We start from the raw sequence: 18,565 nt of genomic DNA, 5'->3' as shown, positions 1-18,565 counted from the left end.
TGGCGTAATGTCAAATAACCGCTGGCAACCCTTCCAGTAACTTATCGAGCGTGACCGGATAATCCCTGACCCGCACGCCTGTCGCGTTGTAAACGGCATTGGCGATAGCGGCACTGACGCCACACAAACCCAGCTCACCAACCCCTTTGGCTTTCATCGGCGATGACATCGGGTCGTTGTCCTCGAGGAAAATGACGTCCTGCTCGGGGATATCAGCATGTACCGGCACCTCGTAACCTGCCAAATCGTGATTAACGAAAAATCCCAGCCGGGTATCGACGGCCAACTCTTCCATCAGCGCCGCGCCAACGCCCATCGTCATGGCACCAATCACCTGACTGCGCGCGGTTTTCGGATTCAGTATCCGGCCGGCTGCGCAAACCGCCAGCATGCGGCGAACCCGCGTCTCGCCGGTCGCCCTGTCGACACCAACTTCAACGAAATGCGCCGCGAAGGTGGACTGCTGGTACTGCTTATCCAGATCGCCGAATTCGATGCTGTCCTCAACGCTAATCGTACCGTCAGCGGCCGCTTCTGACAGCGGAGCATAGCGATCGCCAAGGCGTATCTGTTGATCGGCAAATAGCGACTCATCAGGATCAAATCCGAGTTTGTTCGCCACCGCTTCGCGCAGTTTGACGCAGGCCGCGTAAACGCCAGCCGTGGAGCTGTTAGCTCCCCATTGCCCACCGGAACCGGCAGACACCGGGAAATCGGAATCGCCCAGCCGCACCACCACTTTGTCCAGCGGTACGCCGAGCATTTCAGCTGCCGTTTGCGCAATAATGGTGTAGCTGCCGGTGCCAATATCGGTCATATCGGTTTCAACGGTCACCACGCCGTCGGCGTTGAGATGAACGCGTGCGGCGGACTGCATGACCAGATTGTTGCGAAAGCCTGCCGCCACGCCAAGGCCAACCATCCAGCGCCCATCGTGTACCTGGGCCGGTTGGGGGTTGCGCTGGCTCCAGCCAAATTGTTCAGCCCCTTTGCGCAGACACTCAATCAGCTGACGCCGGGAAAAGTGCCGCTCGGGATTAGCCGGATCGACCTGAGTATCATTGAGAATACGGAACTCTACCGGGTCCACGCCTGCCTTTTCGGCGATCTCATCGATGGCAATTTCCAGTGCCATCAGGCCGGGCGCTTCTCCGGGGGCGCGCATCGCATTGCCTTCCGGCAGATCGAGCCTCGCCAGCCGCAGTCCGGTTAAGCGGTTTGCGCCGGCATACAGCAGTTCGGTTTGCTGAACGGCTGTTTCCGGCGTGCCGCCAGGCAGGTTGCCTGACCAGCTCTCATGGGAGATGGCGCTAATCTGCCCGTTCTGATCCGTGCCAATTCGGATACGCTGGATAGTCGCCGGGCGGTGAGTGGTATTGTTGGCAATCAGCGGCCGTTGCAGCGCAATCTTGACCGGACGTTTTGCCGCGCGAGCCGCCAGCGCCGCGAGCACCGCGTCACTGCGCAGGAACAGTTTTCCGCCAAAGCCGCCGCCGATATATGGCGACATCACCCGCACATTCTCTTTGGACAGCTTTAACGTTTTTGCCAGTTCGTTGCGGCACCAGTCGATCATCTGGTTAGAGGTCCAGACGGTGAGCTTATCACCTTGCCAGGCCGCCATTGAAGCATGGGGCTCCATGGCCATATGGCTCTGATCAGGCGTGGTGTAGGTGGCATCAAACTGCACCGCCGACGCTGAGAAGGCGCTGGCGAAATCGCCGATTGTTTTGTCTGATTCACCTTTTGGTGGCGTAGTGACGGCAGGTTTCTCAGCGGCAAGACTGTAAGCGCCACGTTCGCGGCGATAATGCACCTCAACCAGTGCTGCCGCCGCGCGCGCCTGCTCGAAAGTTTCAGCAACCACGACCGCAATGGCCTGATGATAGTGTTCAATGTCCGGGCCACCGAGCAACTTTGCCGCGTTCATCTCTCCTTTACCAAGGCGACCGGCGTTATCGGCGGTGACAATCGCCAGCACGCCGGGAGCGTTTTTGGCCGCCCGCAGGTCGATCGCGTTAATACGTCCCCTGGCAATGGCAGAACCGACAATATAGCCATACGCCACATCAGGTGCTTCTTTATGCCATTCGTAGGCATAATGCGCGCTGCCGGTCGTTTTCAGCGGGCCGTCAACGCGATCGTGCGGATGGCCAATCACCTTGAGCTGGTCAATCGGGTTTTCCGTTGCCGGATTATCAAATTTCATCGTCTTAAGCCCTCGCTTCCGTCAGCACAGAGGCGAGCGTGCGCTGCGCCAGGATTAACTTAAACTGGTTTTCATCGGTCGGCTGCGCCGCGGCGAATAAACGCTCCCAGACTTTCTGCGTACCGTTAACCAGCTCCGCATCGGCTTCTTCCAGCCGCCACGGTTTATGTGCGACGCCACCCAGAGCAACGCGACCGCTGCCGTCGGCCTGCACAACCGCGGCGACCGAAATCAGGGCAAAGGCGTAAGAGGCGCGATCGCGTACTTTACGGTAGATATGATTACCGCCAAGAGGTGGCGGCAGGGTAACTGCGGTAATCAGTTCACCTGATGCCAGCTGAGTTTCCAGGTGAGGCGTATTGCCAGGCGCGCGATAGAACTCTGCCAGCGGAAGGGTGCGCGTGCTGCCGTCCGGGCTGACCGTCTCGACTACCGCATCGAGCAGGCGCATGGCGACGGCCATATCACTCGGATGGGTGGCGATACAGGCCTGACTTGCGCCAATCACCGCATGTTGTCGGCTGAATCCCTCCAGCGCCGCACAGCCGCTGCCGGGAAGGCGTTTATTACAGGATTGATTAGTATCGTAAAAATAGGGGCAGCGCGTGCGCTGCAACAGATTACCGGCGGTGGTAGCCTGATTACGCAACTGACCTGATGCGCCAGCCAGCAGCGCGCGGGAAAGCACCGCATAGTCGCGACGCACCCGTGGGTCGGCAGCCAGATCGGTATTGCGCACCAGCGCACCGATGCGCAGGCCGCCGTCAGCGGTCGGCTCAATTTTATCCAGCGCCAGAGCATTAACATCAATCAGATGAGTTGGGGTCTCTATCTCCAGCTTCATCAAATCAAGCAGGTTGGTGCCACCGGCAATAAATTTTGCCCCCGGCGTGCGTTGGGCGCTGGCTGCCGCCTCGGACGGAGTGGTAACGCGTTCGTAAGTAAAGGCCTTCATGATGTCTGGCTCCCGGCGACGTCTTCAATTGCAGCAAGAATGTTGGCATAAGCGCCGCAGCGGCAGATGTTGCCGCTCATTCGCTCACGGATTTCGTCCGGGGTTGCCTGCGGCGGCGAAACCAGATCGAGGGTCACATGACTTGGAATTCCCATCTCGATCTCTTTCAGCACCGCCACCGACGAGCAGATTTGCCCTGGCGTGCAGTAACCGCACTGGTAACCGTCATGCTTGATAAAGGCGGCCTGCATCGGATGCAGATTGTCGGGGGTGCCAAGACCTTCGATGGTGGTGATTTCCGCGCCCTGCTGCATCACTGCCAGCGTAAGGCATGAGTTGATGCGACGTCCGTTTACCATTACGGTACAGGCGCCGCACTGGCCGTGGTCACAGCCTTTTTTGGTGCCGGTGAAATGCAGATGTTCGCGCAACGCATCCAGCAGCGTGGTGCGGGTGTCGACTTTTAGCTGCCGGACCTGTCCATTTACGTTTAGCGTTAGATCCGTCATTTCAGGGGCGGGCGTCACCCGAGGCTCGCTGTCGGCCAGGGCATTCGATGGCGTGACGGCTGCCACAGCCGCTGACGCAGCACCGGCTTTCAGCAACTCCCGTCTTGTCAGGCTGAAGTCACACTGCTCAGAATTATTCGCCTGCTGTTTACTGCTGCGATCGGCGTTATTACCATGGCTGCTCATGCCAGGCCTCCAGTATTCTTAATATTCAACAAGGAAAAAATGGACGCTGTCCATAACTGCACTGCACATTATTTTTTTAACGACATTTAATAGTAGACGGCGTTGGCGCAGTGATTAGTGTTAAATCCTGAATACTGTCATGAGCAGCAGTAATTAATCTGGCGACGCTGCCGATCAGCTGAGAGGTTTCGCGCCGCGGGTGGTGAGTGCCATTACCGCGCTGGCCAGAGTGAACAAGGCGATAATCCACGCCATGGTCCACGGTGTGCCGTCACTCATCAGCGCCAGCAGTAATGAAGAGATAATGCCGCTGCCATACTGTAACGAGCCGATTAACGCCGATGCCGAACCGGCCACATTGGGTACCGCATCCAGCGCCGCGGCTGTTGAGGTTGCAGCAATCACGCCGTTCATCGAGAAGAACACAAACACCGTGGCGATAATCATGATGATGCCGCCAACGTGCAGTTTTACCGCCAGTGCAAGAGTGAGCGCAGCGAGTGCAGCCACCACCACGGCAATTTTCAGCAGCATCTCAAGCGAATAGCGGCTGACCAGACGGCGATTTAGGATACTCATTCCCATAACACCGACAATATTCAGCGCAAACAGCCAGCCATAATGCTGCGGATCGATGCCGAAATAGGCGATATAGACAAAAGGCGAACCGGTAATAAAAGCATAGGCCGCAACATAAAAGAATGTCAGGCATAAGGTAAACCGCATAAATTGCGTATTTTTCAGCAGCGTATAATAGTTGTGAAAAGCGCTGGATAGCGAGGCTTTGACCCGCTTTTCTGCCGGGAGGGTTTCAGGTAGCCAGAATAAAGAAATCAGCATAACTCCCCCGATAATCCCCAGCAGCCAAAAAATAGCATGCCATGACGTCAGCTTGATCATCTGCCCACCCAACAACGGCCCGGCTATCGGCGCGATGGCCATAACAATCATCAGTGTTGACAGCATTTGCGCGGCCCGTGTACGGCTGAACAGGTCACGAATCATCGCCCGCGCCAGCATCGGCCCGGTACAGGCACCGATAGCCTGGAAAATGCGCCAGAAGACAATTTGGCTCATGTCGGTTGAGAGGGCGCAGCCCACCGAACCGATAATAAACAACACCATACCGATAAACAGCGGCGCGCGACGCCCGAAATGATCGCTTAACGGGCCCCAAATCAACTGAGCAATACAGAAGCCGACAAGGAAGCCGGTAATGGTCAGCTCGGCATCGCCCTGTAACTCTTTCGCCATAACCGGCATCGCCGGCAGGTAAATATCAGTAGATAACGAGGTGAAGGCCATTAATGCGCTGAGAATAAGTACAAAAGTGAGGCCGGTCGATTTGTCGCCCACGCTGTGCGTGCGCGCCTGAGAATCAAACATAGTCATCCAACGGGATATAAAAAGGGGGAGGCTATGTTAATAGCGATTGGCAGGAAGATAATTGCAGAAAACTGCATAGTGATTATGAATGATATTCATAAATGTTTATCAGGCAGGCTCTAGCCTTTTCTGTTCGGGTTAAGTTTGTAGGAAATTGGACCTGACAAGAGGATGATTAACCTGTCGGGCAAAGCGGTTTACCCGTGGATTACCGGACAGGCAGCAGAGTTGGCATCAGAGCAGCAATAAGATGTTAAACCTACAGAGGACGTGGATCATGAAAGGGACAATCACTTTTGATCTTAGTTACGCGGCGATGACCTTTACGACGGAAGATTTTATCCATGATTGTATGGATCAGGTGAGAGATCGTCAGCCGGACCCGCAACTGTGGCTGGAGAGGGCGCGCGCTGCGATGGATCTCTGGCATAGCCTGGCCAGTGCAGGCAGTGCACCAAACGCAACGGTAGAGATTGATTTGCAGCGACTGATGAAATTTATCGCGGATACTGCCCCCAATCGGAAATAGCAGTATCGCGATTTTTGGCTGAGAGCAGCCTGCTATCACTGATAAAAAAACAGGCCGCCATTCGGGCAGCCTGTTGACAGAGGTTTCATAGCTGAACGCTATCAGAACATCATAACCATCCACGGATAGCCAATCAGCATTAATCCGGCAAGGAAGATGGCGCCGAAGATAGTGCCCAGACGCCAGTAATCTTTAGTCGGAAGATAGCCACTGCCGTAGAAAATCGGGCTTGGACCGGTACCGTATGGTGTGATAATCCCCATCAGGCCCAGTGACGTTACCATCATCAGACAGTATACCGGCATATTGATGCCCGGAATCGCGGCGGCAATGGTCAGCATCGCCGGTAACAGCGCGGTGGTATGCGCGGTGGTACTGGCAAACAGATAGTGCAGCAGGAAGAAGGCTACCAACAGCATTACCGCTGCCACTTCCGGTGGAATACCGTCGAGCAGCTGACCGCCTTCTTTACCCAACCAGGCGATAAAGCCGACGCGTGCCAGGCCGTCTGCCAGGGCAACCAGCGTGGCAAACCAGGCGAAGGTGTTCCAGGCGGGTTTATTACTGGTAATGTCATTCCAGTTCAGCACCCCGGTCCACAGCATCAGCACCACGACCAGCAGGGCAGCCATCGCCGGTTCAATCCAGGCGGTAGCAAAAATCCACATCAGCAGTGCGCAGCAGACCAACACCAGCAGCAAGATTTCGTTACGTGACAGTCTGCCGAGTTTTTCCAGTTCATTGCTGGCCCAGCGCGGCACTTCATCGTTAACTTTCACTTCTGGTGGATAGAACCAGTAAACCAGTAACGGCATGGTCAGAATCAGCAGCACGCCCAGCGGCAGGAAGGCGAGGAACCACATTCCCCATGAGATATCGAAGCCGATGATGCTTTTCACCAGCGCCAGCGCCAGCAGGTTCGGTGCCAGCGCCGACAGGAACATCGAGCTGGTGATACAGGACGCGGCGATCCCCACCCACATCAGATAAGAACCAATCTTGCGGGCGCTGGGATCGTTAGGTTTCGAACCATACAGCGGCGGCAGGTTGGCAATGATTGGGTAGATGGTGCCGCCGCTTCGTGCGGTGCTGGAAGGTGTAAATGGTGCCAGCAACAGGTCAGCGAAGGTGATGGCATAGCCGAGCGTCAGGCTGCGGCGTCCAAGATATTTCACCAGAATCAGCGCCAGACGACGACCAAGCTGCGTTTTGTCATAGCCGGCGGCGAACATAAACGCACCAAAGATCAGCCAGACGGTGGAGTTACCAAATCCGCTGACGGCCCATTTAAACGATTCACTGGCGAGTTTAAAGTTAGGATTGGCCAGCTCTGCCGAGCTGAATAATACCCACGGGCTAAATAGCGCAATCACTACTACGCCGGTCAGGCCAATCACCGCCCCGGGCAGGGGTTCGAAAATTAAGCCGATAATCACGCCGATAAAAATGGCAAAGAAGTGCCAGGCATAGGGCTCCAGTCCTTCAGGAACCGGAACCAATAGCAACAGCACCGCCACCAGTACCGGCAGGAACATTAATATCAGGCGTTTTTTTGCTCCCGGAGGGGCAGGAACAGTCTTCGCAGCTTCACTCATATCGATACCTGTTTTATAGTATTTGTCTGCAAGTTAAAAAGAATGCGTTTAACGCCCCAATATTACCCGATCTTTTAGTAATTTATCTGCAGCTTCTTGAGTTATTTATTGGGGGTATCTTGAAATCGTATGGATATTTTTTTGGGTTGACAAAAGGGTATTGTAATTAAGAACTATCTCCAGGTGCCTTTTTGTCGTGATGAATAGCCATTCCCTTAGTCGTTATAGTGCCTTAATGATTGAAAATAGTATTGATTTCAATCAAACCTCTTCCAGTCTCTTAGACTGTAGATTCCTTTAACCTAAAAGACAATATTGCATTTTAACTTCATGATTTTATTGGTTTTAATTTAATTGTGGCCGTCAAGTTGATTTTTTATCACTCTTGATTAACAATTAAAAAACCTGTCGCTATTTTTTGCAATATCTAGCCTGTTTTCCATGGATTTAAAAGTTTAATAGCTAAATGTATAGCCTGTAAAAGTCATTATTAGGTATATTAGATGCATAATACCGGAACCAATAACTACAAAGAAATAATGTGTCCGGGCCAGATTCAAAACTTTTAAATTTGGAGTTGCTTATATGAATACGCTCACCCCGCTACTGAACCCCCTCACACTGCCGAACGGCGCAGTCCTTAAAAACCGTCTGTTGATGGCACCGATGACCACCTGTACTGGTTTTTATGACGGCACCGTGACCAGTGAGCTGGTGGAGTATTACCGTGACCGTGCGGGCAGCATCGGTACTGTGATCGTTGAATGCTGTTTTATTGATCCTAAAGGCCCCGCTTTCCCGGGCGCGATTGCCATCGACAGCGACAATAAAATTTCGGGCCTGGCGAAGATTGCCGAGGCGATTAAGTCCAAAGGTTCAAAGGCCATTCTGCAAATTTATCACGGTGGCAGAATGGTGGAGCCGGAGCTGATTGGCGGCAGAACGCCGGTTGCCCCGAGCGCCATTGCCGCGCCGCGCGAAGGTGCGACTCAGCCGCAAGCGCTGACCGGTGAAGAAGTTGAAGTGATGATCACCAAGTTTGGTGATGCGGTTAACCGTGCGATCAAAGCCGGATTTGATGGCGTTGAGATCCACGGCGCTAACACCTATCTGATTCAGCAGTTCTATTCACCGAACTCTAACCAGCGTGATGATAAATGGGGCGGCAGCCGCGATAATCGTGCCCGCTTCCCGCTGGAAGTGCTGGAAATCACGCATAAAATGGCGGAGCGCTTCGCCGATGCCTCATTTATTATCGGTTACCGTTTCTCGCCGGAAGAGCTGGAAGTTCCTGGCATCCGTTTTGACGACACCATGTACCTGCTGGAGAAACTGGCCGCGCGTGGGCTGGATTATGTGCATTTCTCGGTAGGACAGCTGCTGCGCCCATCGATTGTCGACACCAGCGATCCTACTCCACTGATTGAAAAATATCGCGCCATGCGCTCACCTGTGCTGGCGAAAGTTCCGGTTATTGGTGTTGGTGGCGTGGTCAATAAAGCCGATGCTGAAATCGGGCTGGAGCACGGCTTTGACCTGGTCGCGGTAGGTAAAGCCTGCATCGCTTACCCGGACTGGACCGATCGCATCATTAATAACCAACAGCTTGAGCTGTTTATCGACAGCACCCAGCGTGAAGCGCTGAATATTCCGGAACCGCTGTGGCGCTTCTCGCTGGTCGACGCGATGATCCGTGATATGAGCGCCACCGGCCGCAAATATAAAGCCGGTGTCTATCAGGAAAAAGTGGAAGCCGAGGCGCTGAAGCTGAAAATCAACGTCGTGCTTGATACCGACCGTATTACCGATATCAAGCTGGTGCCGGACGATACGCTGGATGTTGACTTCACCACCACCTTTGAGAGTCTGCGTTCGCGCATTCTGGTGGCGAACAGCCCGCATGTCGATGCGATTACCGGTGCCACCACCCAGAGTGAGGCACTGAAGAAAGCCGTATCCCGTGCGCTGACTACCTCCAGTAAAGAGCATGTGATTGAAGAGGGCGGTAATCCTCAGGCGCCGCAAAACTACGACGTCGTGGTGGTAGGTAGCGGTGGTGCAGGCCTTGCGGCGGCCATTCAGGCCAGCGAAGAAGGTGCTCACGTCGTTATTATTGAGAAGATGCCGACCATCGGCGGCAATACCATTAAGGCTTCGGTCGGAATGAACGCTGCGGAAACCCGCTTCCAGCAGCTGAAAGGCATTAAAGACAGCAAAGAGCTGTTTTATGAAGAGACGCTCAAAGGCGGCAAGTTTAAAAACAATCCGCAATTGCTGAAAGAGTTTGTCGAGCTGGCACCTGAAGCAGTGGAATGGCTGGCGGCGCACGGTATTGAACTGAACGATATCACCATTACAGGCGGTATGAGCATCGATCGTACTCACCGTCCTGCTGACCGTTCCGCGGTCGGTGGCTTCCTGATTAGTGGGCTGGTGAAAAACATTAATCAGCGCAATATTGAGGTGCTGCTGGAAACCTCCGTCGCCGAAATCCTGACGGAAAATGGCGCAGTAACCGGCGTGAAAGTGGTGGATGAATACAATGACAGCCGCATTCTCAACGCCAAAAGCGTGATTGTCGCCACCGGTGGTTTCAGTGCTAACCGTGAGATGGTGGTTAAATACCGTCCGGAGCTGGATGGTTTTGTCACCACCAACCATGCCGGTGCAACCGGCAGCGGTATCGCCATACTGCAAAAGATCGGCGCAGACACGGTGGATATGGGTGAAATTCAGATCCACCCAACCGTTGAACAGACCACCTCTTATCTGATTTCCGAAGCCATCCGTGGCGGCGGCGCGATTCTGGTCAGCCAGGCGGGTCAGCGCTTCTATAACGAGATGGAAACCCGTGACAAAGTCTCTGCGGAAATTATTGCTCTGCCGGAGAAAAGCGCGTGGATTATCTTCGATGAGCAGGTGCGGCTGAATAACAAAGCTGCCGATGAGTATATCGCCAAGGGCTTTGTGATTAAAGGCGCGACACCACAGGAACTGGCGGTGAAGCTGAACATGGATGATGCTGCTCTGCTGGCAACGCTGGAACGCTATAACCACTTTGTCGATCAGCAGAATGACGAAGACTTCGGTCGCAAAACCGCGCTGCGTCATCCGCTTAATGTCGGGCCGTTCTACGCCATCCGCATCGCGCCAGGGGTGCATCACACCATGGGCGGCGTGACCATTAACACTGATACCGCGGTGCTGGATGCGGAAAAACAGGTCATTAAAGGCGCCTGGGCTGCGGGCGAAGTGGTCGGCGGCATTCACGGCGCTAACCGCATCGGCGGTAATGCGGTGGCCGATATTATTATCTTCGGTATTCTGGCTGGTCGTAATGCGGCGGCGCTGGCACGTCAATAAGCGGTAATGTACAGAGCCGGGCGATGCGCCCGGCTCTTGCAGGAGCAGGCGATAACAGGCGGGGGCAATAGCGACTCGCCGGGAGGGAACAGCAATGTCGCCAGACGATCGCGTTTATGCTTACTCAGCCGTTTTGATGGGTTCTCCGATCCTCCTTAAGCTGCTGGAGCACAATCAGCCGTTAGCCGCAGATGTGTTCAGGCTGATAAAACAGCAGGAAAATCTGTTCACGGTAAACCGGCCGGCTTCCGAGGTGATGGCGGTTAATCAGGCGGCGGGAGATCATCCGGTGGTAGTCAGCCAGCCGGTATTTGATCTGATTGCCCGCGCCAGAGAGATCAGTTTACTGACAGGAAGCTGCTTTAATTTCACTATCGGCCCGCTGGTAAAGTGCTGGAAAATCGGTTTCCAGGGCAACAGCATCCCACCCGCCGCAGAAATAGCGCGGCTGTTGACGTTAACCAATCCCCGACAGGTAATCCTGGACCGCCAGGCGCGTTCCGTTTTTCTGCAGACCAAAGGCATGGAGATCGATCTTGGGGCGATTGCCAAAGGTTATATCGCCGATCGGGTGCGGGATTTTCTTCGGCAGCAACAAGTTACTGACGCGCTGATCAACCTTGGCGGTAATGTGCAGACGATTGGCGGAATGCCTGACTGGGGAATTGGCCTGAAAAAGCCGTTTGCCGGGCCAGATGAGTTAATCGGTGTGATTAGCGTCTGCGGCAAATCGGTGGTGACTTCCGGCATTTATGAGCGTTACTTTGAGCTGGCAGGGCAGCGTTATCACCATATTCTCGATCCACAAAGCGGTTTTCCGCTGGATAACGAGCTGCTGAGCGTCACTATTATTTCCCCTCAATCTATTGATGGCGATATCTATACCACGCTGCTGTACGGCATGGGCGTGGATAAAGGGCTGGCTTATATTGCCGAAACCCCTGATATCGAGGCGATTTTCGTTACCAGACAGCGCCAGGTAATCTGCTCTTCACAGCGGCAGTTTACTTTCACCCTGCTGGATAACCGCTATCAACTGCAATAAAAAGCGGGTTTCGCCTCAGTGAAGCCTGCTCAGACGCCGTAAACTCTCATCCGTAACAATGTTATGATGGTTAATCGCCTTTCGCTTTTTGGCGAACTCTGCATCTGAACTGGCAAAACTATCCAAGGAGACCACAGTATGAATCGAGGACCACTGGAGCTTGAAGAGCTGGAATGGCTTGATGATGTTCTTATGAAGTACAGTAATGAGCATTCGATACTCGATGTTTCTGAGCTGGATGGTTTGCTGACCGCCATTCTTTCGGGGCCCAATCGGATTGAACCCTCTAAATGGTTACCGGCGCTGTGGGGTGGCGAACAGTATGCACCGGTCTGGGAATCAGAAGACGAATTGCAGCGCTTTATGGAACTGAGTTTCCAGCATATGAACGACATCGCTGAGCGGCTTAATGACTATCCGGAACAGTTTGAACCGCTGTTCGGTGAAAGCATGGTCGACGATAAAGAGTACACCATTCTCGAGCAGTGGTGCTTTGGCTATATGCGCGGCGTGGCGCTTGATGACTGGTCGGCACTGCCGGAAACGCTGCAACCTTCACTGCAGCTGATCGCACTGCACGGGCTGGAAGAGAACTTTGTCAAACTCGATGAAATGTCTCATGAAGACTTTGAGCGTGATATCGAGGCGATTCCGGCGGCTGCGCTGGTGCTGCATGCCTGGTGGCTTAGCCAACGCTCCACCGTTAATTAATCTCCTGCCTTTCCTGTCTGTTGCTGACGCGCAGACAGGATATTTTCTCCCGCCGCACAAACATATTTATCCTGAAAAAATATCATTGTTTCCCGCTGAATCTCAGATGAAGTCGTACTGACCTCTCTCATGCCGCCCATCCAGTTTTTATAATTATCATTTTCATGATTTTTAAAGGAATTAATCCTAATTTCATCAGCATGAAACTGGCGATACACATCTTGCAACACGGGTTTACAAAATGTGCGCCCGGTCAAAATTTCGCAAATTCAGTTTAATCAATGATTGATAATTCGCGTCGCGAAAAATACTCTGATGCTCATTCATCATCGGCTGCTCCAGGCGTATCTCAGTCCTGGGTCTGCTAATCGGGTTTAGTCAGTTAAAAAGGATTTTATATGAATCAGCACCTTAACCGGGGCACGGCCACGGCTTGCCTGAAATCTCCTCCTGCTACCCTGATACCCGCGGCTTTCACCCTGGCCGGAACCTTACTGGCGGGTACGGGCGGAATGATTTTTTCCGCTGCTGCTCAGGCAGAAGGATTTATAGAAGATTCCAGCCTGACCGGTGGCTTCTATTACTGGCAGCGCGAGCGTGATCGTAAAGACCTGAATAAAACCCGCGAGGAAATGCGCCCGGACGGCAGCACGGTGATTGTCGATAACCCGGACTACAACCGTTACACCACCAATCTTTCACATGCCACTGCCAACCTGAGCCTCGATTTCTCCTCTGGCTATGCCTGGGACTTATTCGGCATCGACCTGGCAGCCTTTACCGCCGTTGAATTAGCCGAGGCCAGCGCCAGCGGCCATCCCAATGAAATCGCCTTTTCATCCCGTAACCGTGCCTTGAGCGAAGATTTCTCCGGTGATAAAAGCGGCGTCAGTTTATATAAGGCCGCGGCAAAATTTCGTCATGACGATTTCTGGGGGCACGCCGGTTATATTCAGCCGGGTGGTCAGACGCTGCTCGCACCTCACTGGAGTTTTATGCCCGGCACTTATCGCGGTGCCGAAGTCGGATATAAAGCTGATTTTGGGATCAGTGGCGAGCTGAGCCTGTCGTATATGTGGGCGGACAAATACAAGTCTCCCTGGCATATCGAAATGGATGATTTTCGGCGTAATGATCGTAAAACCCGCGTTTCTTATCTTCACTCACTGGGGTTCAAATACGACTTTAAAAACGATTTTGTGCTGGAAGCGGCTTATGGTCAGGCCGCCGGTTATCTCGACCAGTACTTTACCAAAGCCAGCTGGAAAACTGAGCTGGCCGGAAACCCCCTGACCACCAGCTATCAGTTCTATGGTGCGCAGGACAGGGTAAACAGCAACGATGCCAACAGTCTGTATGACGGCCTGGCGTGGTTGCAGGCGGTGACTTTAGCGTATACCACTGGCCCGTTTAACTGGCGGCTTGAAGGCACCATGGTGAAAGCCGAAGGTAATCAGGGCTACTTTCTGCAACGTATGACGCCGGGATACGCCACTTCCAACGGGCGGCTGGATATCTGGTGGGATAACCGTTCGGACTTTAACGCCAACGGTGAAAAAGCGGTGTATGCCGGGGTGATGTATGACCTGAAAAACTGGGATCTGCCGGGCTTTGCCGTCGGCGGTTCATGGGTTTACGCCTGGGATGCCCGGCCCAGCAGCAATCCTCTATTTGATCAAAGCCAGCGCCTGAAAGAGAGCGCCTGGAGCCTTGATGCGCAGTACACCGTGCAGCAAGGCCGCGCCAAAAACACCCAGTTCAGACTGCATTACACCCAGTATAACAATCACTCCGATCTGCCAAGCTGGAGCGGTGGTTACGGCAATATTTTTCAGGATGAAAGAGACGTGAAGTTTATGGTTATCGCGCCGTTCACCCTGTTCTGATAGTGGAAACCAGCAAGTAAGGATTAGGTTGCAGATGAAAGCATTTAAATTAAAAGCGATTATTGCGGCGGGATTGTTCGGCTGCGTCGGAAGCAGTATTGCAGATCAGCATCTTGTCGATCGGCTCAGTGAGCTACAGGTGAATTACCGCTTGCAGGACAACCGCGCGGCAGATAATGGCGTGAAGTGTGGTGAGCTGGGAGCCGATTTTGCCTCATGCTACACCGCGACTATTACGCTGACCAACGGCGGGCAGGAGATTACAGGCCACGACTGGGCAATCTATTTCCACAGTATTCGCCGCATTTTACAGGTGGATAATGAGAACTTTACCATCACGCCAGTGACTGGCGATCTGCATAAGCTGGAGCCGACGGATAAATTTAACGGCTTTGCTGCGAACCAGTCGGTAAATATTCCGCTGGTTGGCGAATACTGGCAGCTGTTTGAGACTGACCTGATGCCGCGCTGGTATGCCACTTCCGGTGATGCGCAGCCAAAGGTGCTGGCGAATACCGACAGTGAGGATCTGCATCAGTTTGTCACGCCGTTTAGCGGTGACCAGTGGAAACGCACCGCAGCGGATAATAATATTTTGATGACGCCCGCCACCCGCTTTATCAAAAATGCAGTGACAGAACCGTTGGCGGTAACGGCGTTACGCGGGCAGATTGTGCCGACGCCGCGGGAAGTGAACATCCACTCGGCGGATGTTGATCTCAGCAAAGGCGTGGCGCTGAATCTTAGCGTGCTGCCGCAGCCTTCAGCAGAAGCGGTCAGTCAGCGGTTTGCCGCGCTGGGCATTGCCAGCGATCCTTCTGGCTATCCTGTCACTACCCAGATTGAACCCTCGGCTTTCAGCGGTGAACTGGCGAAATCAGGCGCTTATACCCTGAGTATTGGTCAGCAAGGGGCGAAGGTGATCGGCTACGATCGCGCTGGGGTGTTTTACGGTCTGCAATCCATTCTGTCGCTGGTGGCTGGCGATGGCAGCAAAACGATTGCCCAACTGGATGCGAAAGATGCGCCACGATTTGATTATCGCGGCATGATGCTCGACGTCGGACGTAACTTCCATTCGAAGCAGGCGATACTGCGGATGCTGGACCAGATGTCAGCCTATAAACTGAATAAATTCCACTTTCATCTGAGTGATGATGAGGGCTGGCGCATTGAAATTCCCGGCCTGCCGGAGCTGACTGAAGTCGGCGGTAAGCGCTGCCACGATCTGACGGAAACCACCTGCCTGTTACCACAGCTGGGTTCTGGCCCGGACAGTAACAATAATGGCAGCGGCTATTTCACCCGTGCTGACTATATTGATATCGTTCGCTACGCGCAGGCGCGGCAGATTGAAGTGATTCCGGAAATTGATATGCCCGCCCACGCCCGGGCGGCGATTATCGCAATGGAAGCGCGTTACCGTAAATTATCTGCCGCTGGTCAACCGCAGCAGGCCAGTGAATATCGCCTGCTCGATCCGGCAGATACCTCTAATACCACCTCGGTGCAATATTACGATCGCCATAGCTACCTTAATCCTTGTCTTGATGCCTCGCGGCGCTTTGCCGATAAAGTCATTGGCGAAATGGCCCGCATGCATCAGGAGGCCGGTCAGCCGTTAACCACCTGGCATTTTGGCGGTGATGAAGCGAAAAATATTTACCTGGGCAGCGGTTACAGCGGCGAGGCAGAGGCAGGAAAAGGGCAGGTTGATCTGAGTCATCAGGACAAGCCGTGGGCGAAGTCGCCGGTTTGTCAGAAGATGGTCAGTGACGGGAAAGTTGAGGACGTTGAACATCTTGCCAGCCACTTTGCGGTTGAGGTCAGTAAACTGGTTAATGCACACGGCATCGAAAAAATGCAGGCCTGGGAAGATGGTCTGAAACACGCCAAAAATGCCAAAGCCTTTGCGACAAAACGCGTTGGCGTTAACTTCTGGGAAACACTGTACTGGGGAGGATTTGATACCGTTAATGACTGGGCCAATAAAGGCTATGAAGTGACGATATCCAATCCGGACTACGTCTATTTAGACTTTCCGGCGGAGGTAAATCCGCAGGAGCGTGGTTACTACTGGGGCACCCGCTATACCGATGAAGCGAAGATCTTTAGCTTCGCGCCAGACAACCTGCCGCAGAATGCAGAAACCTCGCTGGATCGTGATGGCAATGGCTTTATTGCCAAAAGTGACAAAGCCTGGCCGGGCGCTTATGGCATCTCAGGCCAGCTGTGGAGCGAAACCGTCCGCACCGATGAAGATATGGAGTACCGTATTTATCCGCGCATGTTACCGCTGGCAGAGCGGGCGTGGCATCGCGCTGACTGGGAACTGGACTATAAAACAGGACGCGAGTTTTCTGCGGGGAAAACGCAATTTGTGAACAGCAAAGCCTTGCAGGATGACTGGGCGCGCTTCGCCACGCTGCTGGGGCAGCGCGAACTGCCGAAAATGGATTTAGCCAATATTCAGTATCGTTTGCCGCTGCCGGGCGCTCGCGTAGTTGATGACACGCTGCAGGCCAATATTGCACTGCCGGGCGTGGCTATCCAGTATTCCGTCGATGGAGGTAAACAGTGGCTGAGTTATAACGACCAGCAAAGACCGTCTGTTGCGGGGGAAGTGTGGGTTCGCTCGGCCAGTGCCGATGGCAAACGCGTGAGTCGTGCAGAGAAGGTTGATCGGTAATTATCCTCGTTGACGATGGAGCCGCCCTGGTTGACCGGGGCGACTCCTGTTTCACCCGCCGTGGCAGCGCAAGCACCGGATTAACATTGCCGCAACCAGCCATTGAGAGATTCCAGTCTCCGCTGTTAAGATAATCCCATCGAAAAATCCTAAAAATTGCCGACGGCGCCTGGTGGCTGATAGATTCCAGGTATCCGGGTATTAGAATTAATGATTAAAAATCAATAAGTTTTGCTTTTTTTGATGAGGCATTTGCCTCCGTTTATCTTTTTATTCACACCAACACCTGGAAACAGGATACGCAGATTTATGACGGAAAATTTGATTGAGCGCCTCTCTACGGTGCTGGAATCTGAAAAAACGCTTGAAGGCTTTGTTCGTCAGTTGTTGGAAATGCTCGAGCTGGTGACGGAAATGGAGTCGACCTATCTGACGCGTATTGATGCTGATGGTATCCAGCAGCAGATTTTATTCTCGCGTAACAGCAAAGAGATGCAGATCCCTGAAGGGCTGACCGTGCCGTGGGAAGATACCTTATGCAAACGTGCGCTGGATGAAGGCCGTCCATTTAACCGTGACGTGCCAGGAACCTGGGGTGATTCGCAGGCGGCAAAGCAGCTGGGCATCACCACTTATATCAGTACTCCGGTGATGCTGGGTGAGGGCGATCTTTATGGCACACTTTGTGCTGCCAGCAGTCAGAGTCACCCCCTTTCTCCGCGTGCAGAGCAGGTGTTACAACTTTTTGCCGAGCTGATTGGCCAGTACATCCACAAAGAGCAGCTGCTACAGCAATTGCAGGAAGCCAATGCCGCACTGACTGCGGTTAGCTTTACTGATGAGCTTACCAGCCTGCCCAACCGACGGGCGGTTTTCGAGCAGCTGCCGAAGCTTTTCTCCCGCGCCTGTGCTGACTCACGTTATGTGCTGGTGGCATTTGCCGACCTGGACGGTTTCAAACAAATTAACGATCGCTACGGACATGAAGCCGGCGACGCTTTTTTGAAATCCATCGCCCAGCGCCTGCGACAGCAAGCCACCAGCGATGAAGTACTGGGGCGGTTGGGAGGGGATGAATTTATTATGGCGATGGCTGGGCCGGAAATTTATGATCAGGCTATTGATGCTGCCGGGGCATTTAAAGCCAGGCTGGCGGCATTACTGAGCGGAGAATATCAGCTCGAATCCTGCTTTATCGATTACGCGGGTGCCAGCATTGGCGTAATTGTCGCTAATCCGGCAATTGCCACTCCGGATATGGCGGTACGCGCTGCGGATGCGGTGATGTATGAAGATAAAAAACGTCGTAGAGCCTCACACTGACCGCCTGCGGGAGCCGAAACGGCTCCCCTGAACTATCCAGTTATGCCATAAACCTCGCGACCATCACCTCTTTTTATATTTCTGATATCAATAATTTTCATCTTTTAATTGCGGGCAGGTAATACATTAGCCTTAATTTGTATGACGTTAACATCACATTTATCACTTTAACTTGTGGT

13 protein-coding genes are annotated in these 18,565 nt (G+C 53.4%); 7 read left to right on the top strand and 6 right to left on the bottom strand.

What is annotated here, in order from left to right; translation table 11 throughout:
- Positions 1 to 10: 10 nt before the first annotated feature.
- From paoC to ACP3TC_RS15495, 4 genes are all read right to left on the bottom strand, one after another.
- Entirely contained in the window at positions 11 to 2,209 is a 2,199-nt protein-coding gene (paoC, locus tag ACP3TC_RS15510; RefSeq protein ID WP_426816785.1) for an aldehyde oxidoreductase molybdenum-binding subunit PaoC, read from the bottom strand.
- Between the two features lie 4 nt (positions 2,210 to 2,213).
- The gene (locus ACP3TC_RS15505; RefSeq protein WP_426816784.1) at positions 2,214 to 3,164 is read right to left on the bottom strand and encodes an FAD binding domain-containing protein; all 951 of its coding nucleotides are present in this window, start codon (positions 3,162 to 3,164) and stop codon (positions 2,214 to 2,216) included.
- Positions 3,161 to 3,859, bottom strand: coding sequence for an aldehyde dehydrogenase iron-sulfur subunit PaoA (gene paoA / locus ACP3TC_RS15500; RefSeq protein WP_426816783.1), 699 nt, complete (start codon positions 3,857 to 3,859; stop codon positions 3,161 to 3,163). Before paoA ends, ACP3TC_RS15505 begins: the two co-directional genes overlap by 4 nt.
- Positions 3,860 to 4,033: 174 nt before the next feature.
- Entirely contained in the window at positions 4,034 to 5,245 is a 1,212-nt protein-coding gene (locus ACP3TC_RS15495) for a multidrug effflux MFS transporter (protein WP_426816782.1), read from the bottom strand.
- Between the two features lie 277 nt (positions 5,246 to 5,522).
- On the opposite strand from ACP3TC_RS15495, the gene ACP3TC_RS15490 reads away from it, so the two are divergent.
- Positions 5,523 to 5,774, top strand: coding sequence for a hypothetical protein (locus tag ACP3TC_RS15490; protein WP_426816781.1), 252 nt, complete (start codon positions 5,523 to 5,525; stop codon positions 5,772 to 5,774).
- Between the two features lie 101 nt (positions 5,775 to 5,875).
- On the opposite strand, the gene ACP3TC_RS15485 is transcribed toward ACP3TC_RS15490, so the two are convergent.
- Complete coding sequence (locus ACP3TC_RS15485) at positions 5,876 to 7,369, bottom strand: anion permease (protein WP_313856330.1); 1,494 nt, start codon at positions 7,367 to 7,369, stop codon at positions 5,876 to 5,878.
- A gap of 585 nt (positions 7,370 to 7,954) precedes the next feature.
- Here ACP3TC_RS15485 and ACP3TC_RS15480 point away from each other — a divergent pair.
- From ACP3TC_RS15480 to ACP3TC_RS15470, 3 genes are all read left to right on the top strand, one after another.
- Positions 7,955 to 10,732 carry a flavocytochrome c gene (locus tag ACP3TC_RS15480; protein ID WP_313856331.1) on the top strand — a complete coding sequence of 926 codons (2,778 nt, stop codon included), beginning with the start codon at positions 7,955 to 7,957 and terminating at the stop codon, positions 10,730 to 10,732.
- Between the two features lie 94 nt (positions 10,733 to 10,826).
- On the top strand, positions 10,827 to 11,777 hold the full coding sequence (locus ACP3TC_RS15475) for an FAD:protein FMN transferase (RefSeq protein ID WP_426816780.1): 951 nt from the start codon (positions 10,827 to 10,829) through the stop codon (positions 11,775 to 11,777).
- A 138-nt stretch (positions 11,778 to 11,915) separates the two neighbouring features.
- Positions 11,916 to 12,488, top strand: coding sequence for a UPF0149 family protein (locus ACP3TC_RS15470; RefSeq protein WP_426816779.1), 573 nt, complete (start codon positions 11,916 to 11,918; stop codon positions 12,486 to 12,488).
- Here ACP3TC_RS15470 and ACP3TC_RS15465 read toward each other — a convergent pair.
- The gene (locus ACP3TC_RS15465) at positions 12,485 to 12,718 is read right to left on the bottom strand and encodes a hypothetical protein (protein ID WP_426816778.1); all 234 of its coding nucleotides are present in this window, start codon (positions 12,716 to 12,718) and stop codon (positions 12,485 to 12,487) included. The two genes, ACP3TC_RS15470 and ACP3TC_RS15465, sit on opposite strands and share 4 nt — an antisense overlap.
- A 282-nt stretch (positions 12,719 to 13,000) precedes the next feature.
- Between ACP3TC_RS15465 and chiP the strand changes: the two genes are divergently transcribed.
- The 3 genes from chiP to ACP3TC_RS15450 all read left to right on the top strand — a co-directional run bounded on the left by chiP (position 13,001) and on the right by ACP3TC_RS15450 (position 18,386).
- Positions 13,001 to 14,374: a chitoporin ChiP gene (chiP, locus tag ACP3TC_RS15460; RefSeq protein WP_426818288.1), complete on the top strand. Its 1,374-nt coding sequence runs from the start codon at positions 13,001 to 13,003 to the stop codon at positions 14,372 to 14,374.
- A 34-nt stretch (positions 14,375 to 14,408) separates the two neighbouring features.
- Positions 14,409 to 17,063 (top strand): beta-N-acetylhexosaminidase, encoded by a 2,655-nt coding sequence (locus tag ACP3TC_RS15455; RefSeq protein ID WP_426816777.1) that lies wholly within the window; start codon positions 14,409 to 14,411, stop codon positions 17,061 to 17,063.
- Positions 17,064 to 17,372: 309 nt separating this feature from the next.
- On the top strand, positions 17,373 to 18,386 hold the full coding sequence (locus tag ACP3TC_RS15450) for a sensor domain-containing diguanylate cyclase (protein ID WP_426816776.1): 1,014 nt from the start codon (positions 17,373 to 17,375) through the stop codon (positions 18,384 to 18,386).
- Positions 18,387 to 18,565 lie beyond the last annotated feature (179 nt).

This window comes from Winslowiella sp. 2C04, from assembly GCF_050037805.1.
Classification (GTDB): domain Bacteria; phylum Pseudomonadota; class Gammaproteobacteria; order Enterobacterales; family Enterobacteriaceae; genus Erwinia; species Erwinia toletana_A.
The sequence above is the reverse complement of the archived record's forward strand: the minus strand, read 5'-3'. Positions and strand labels throughout refer to the sequence as shown.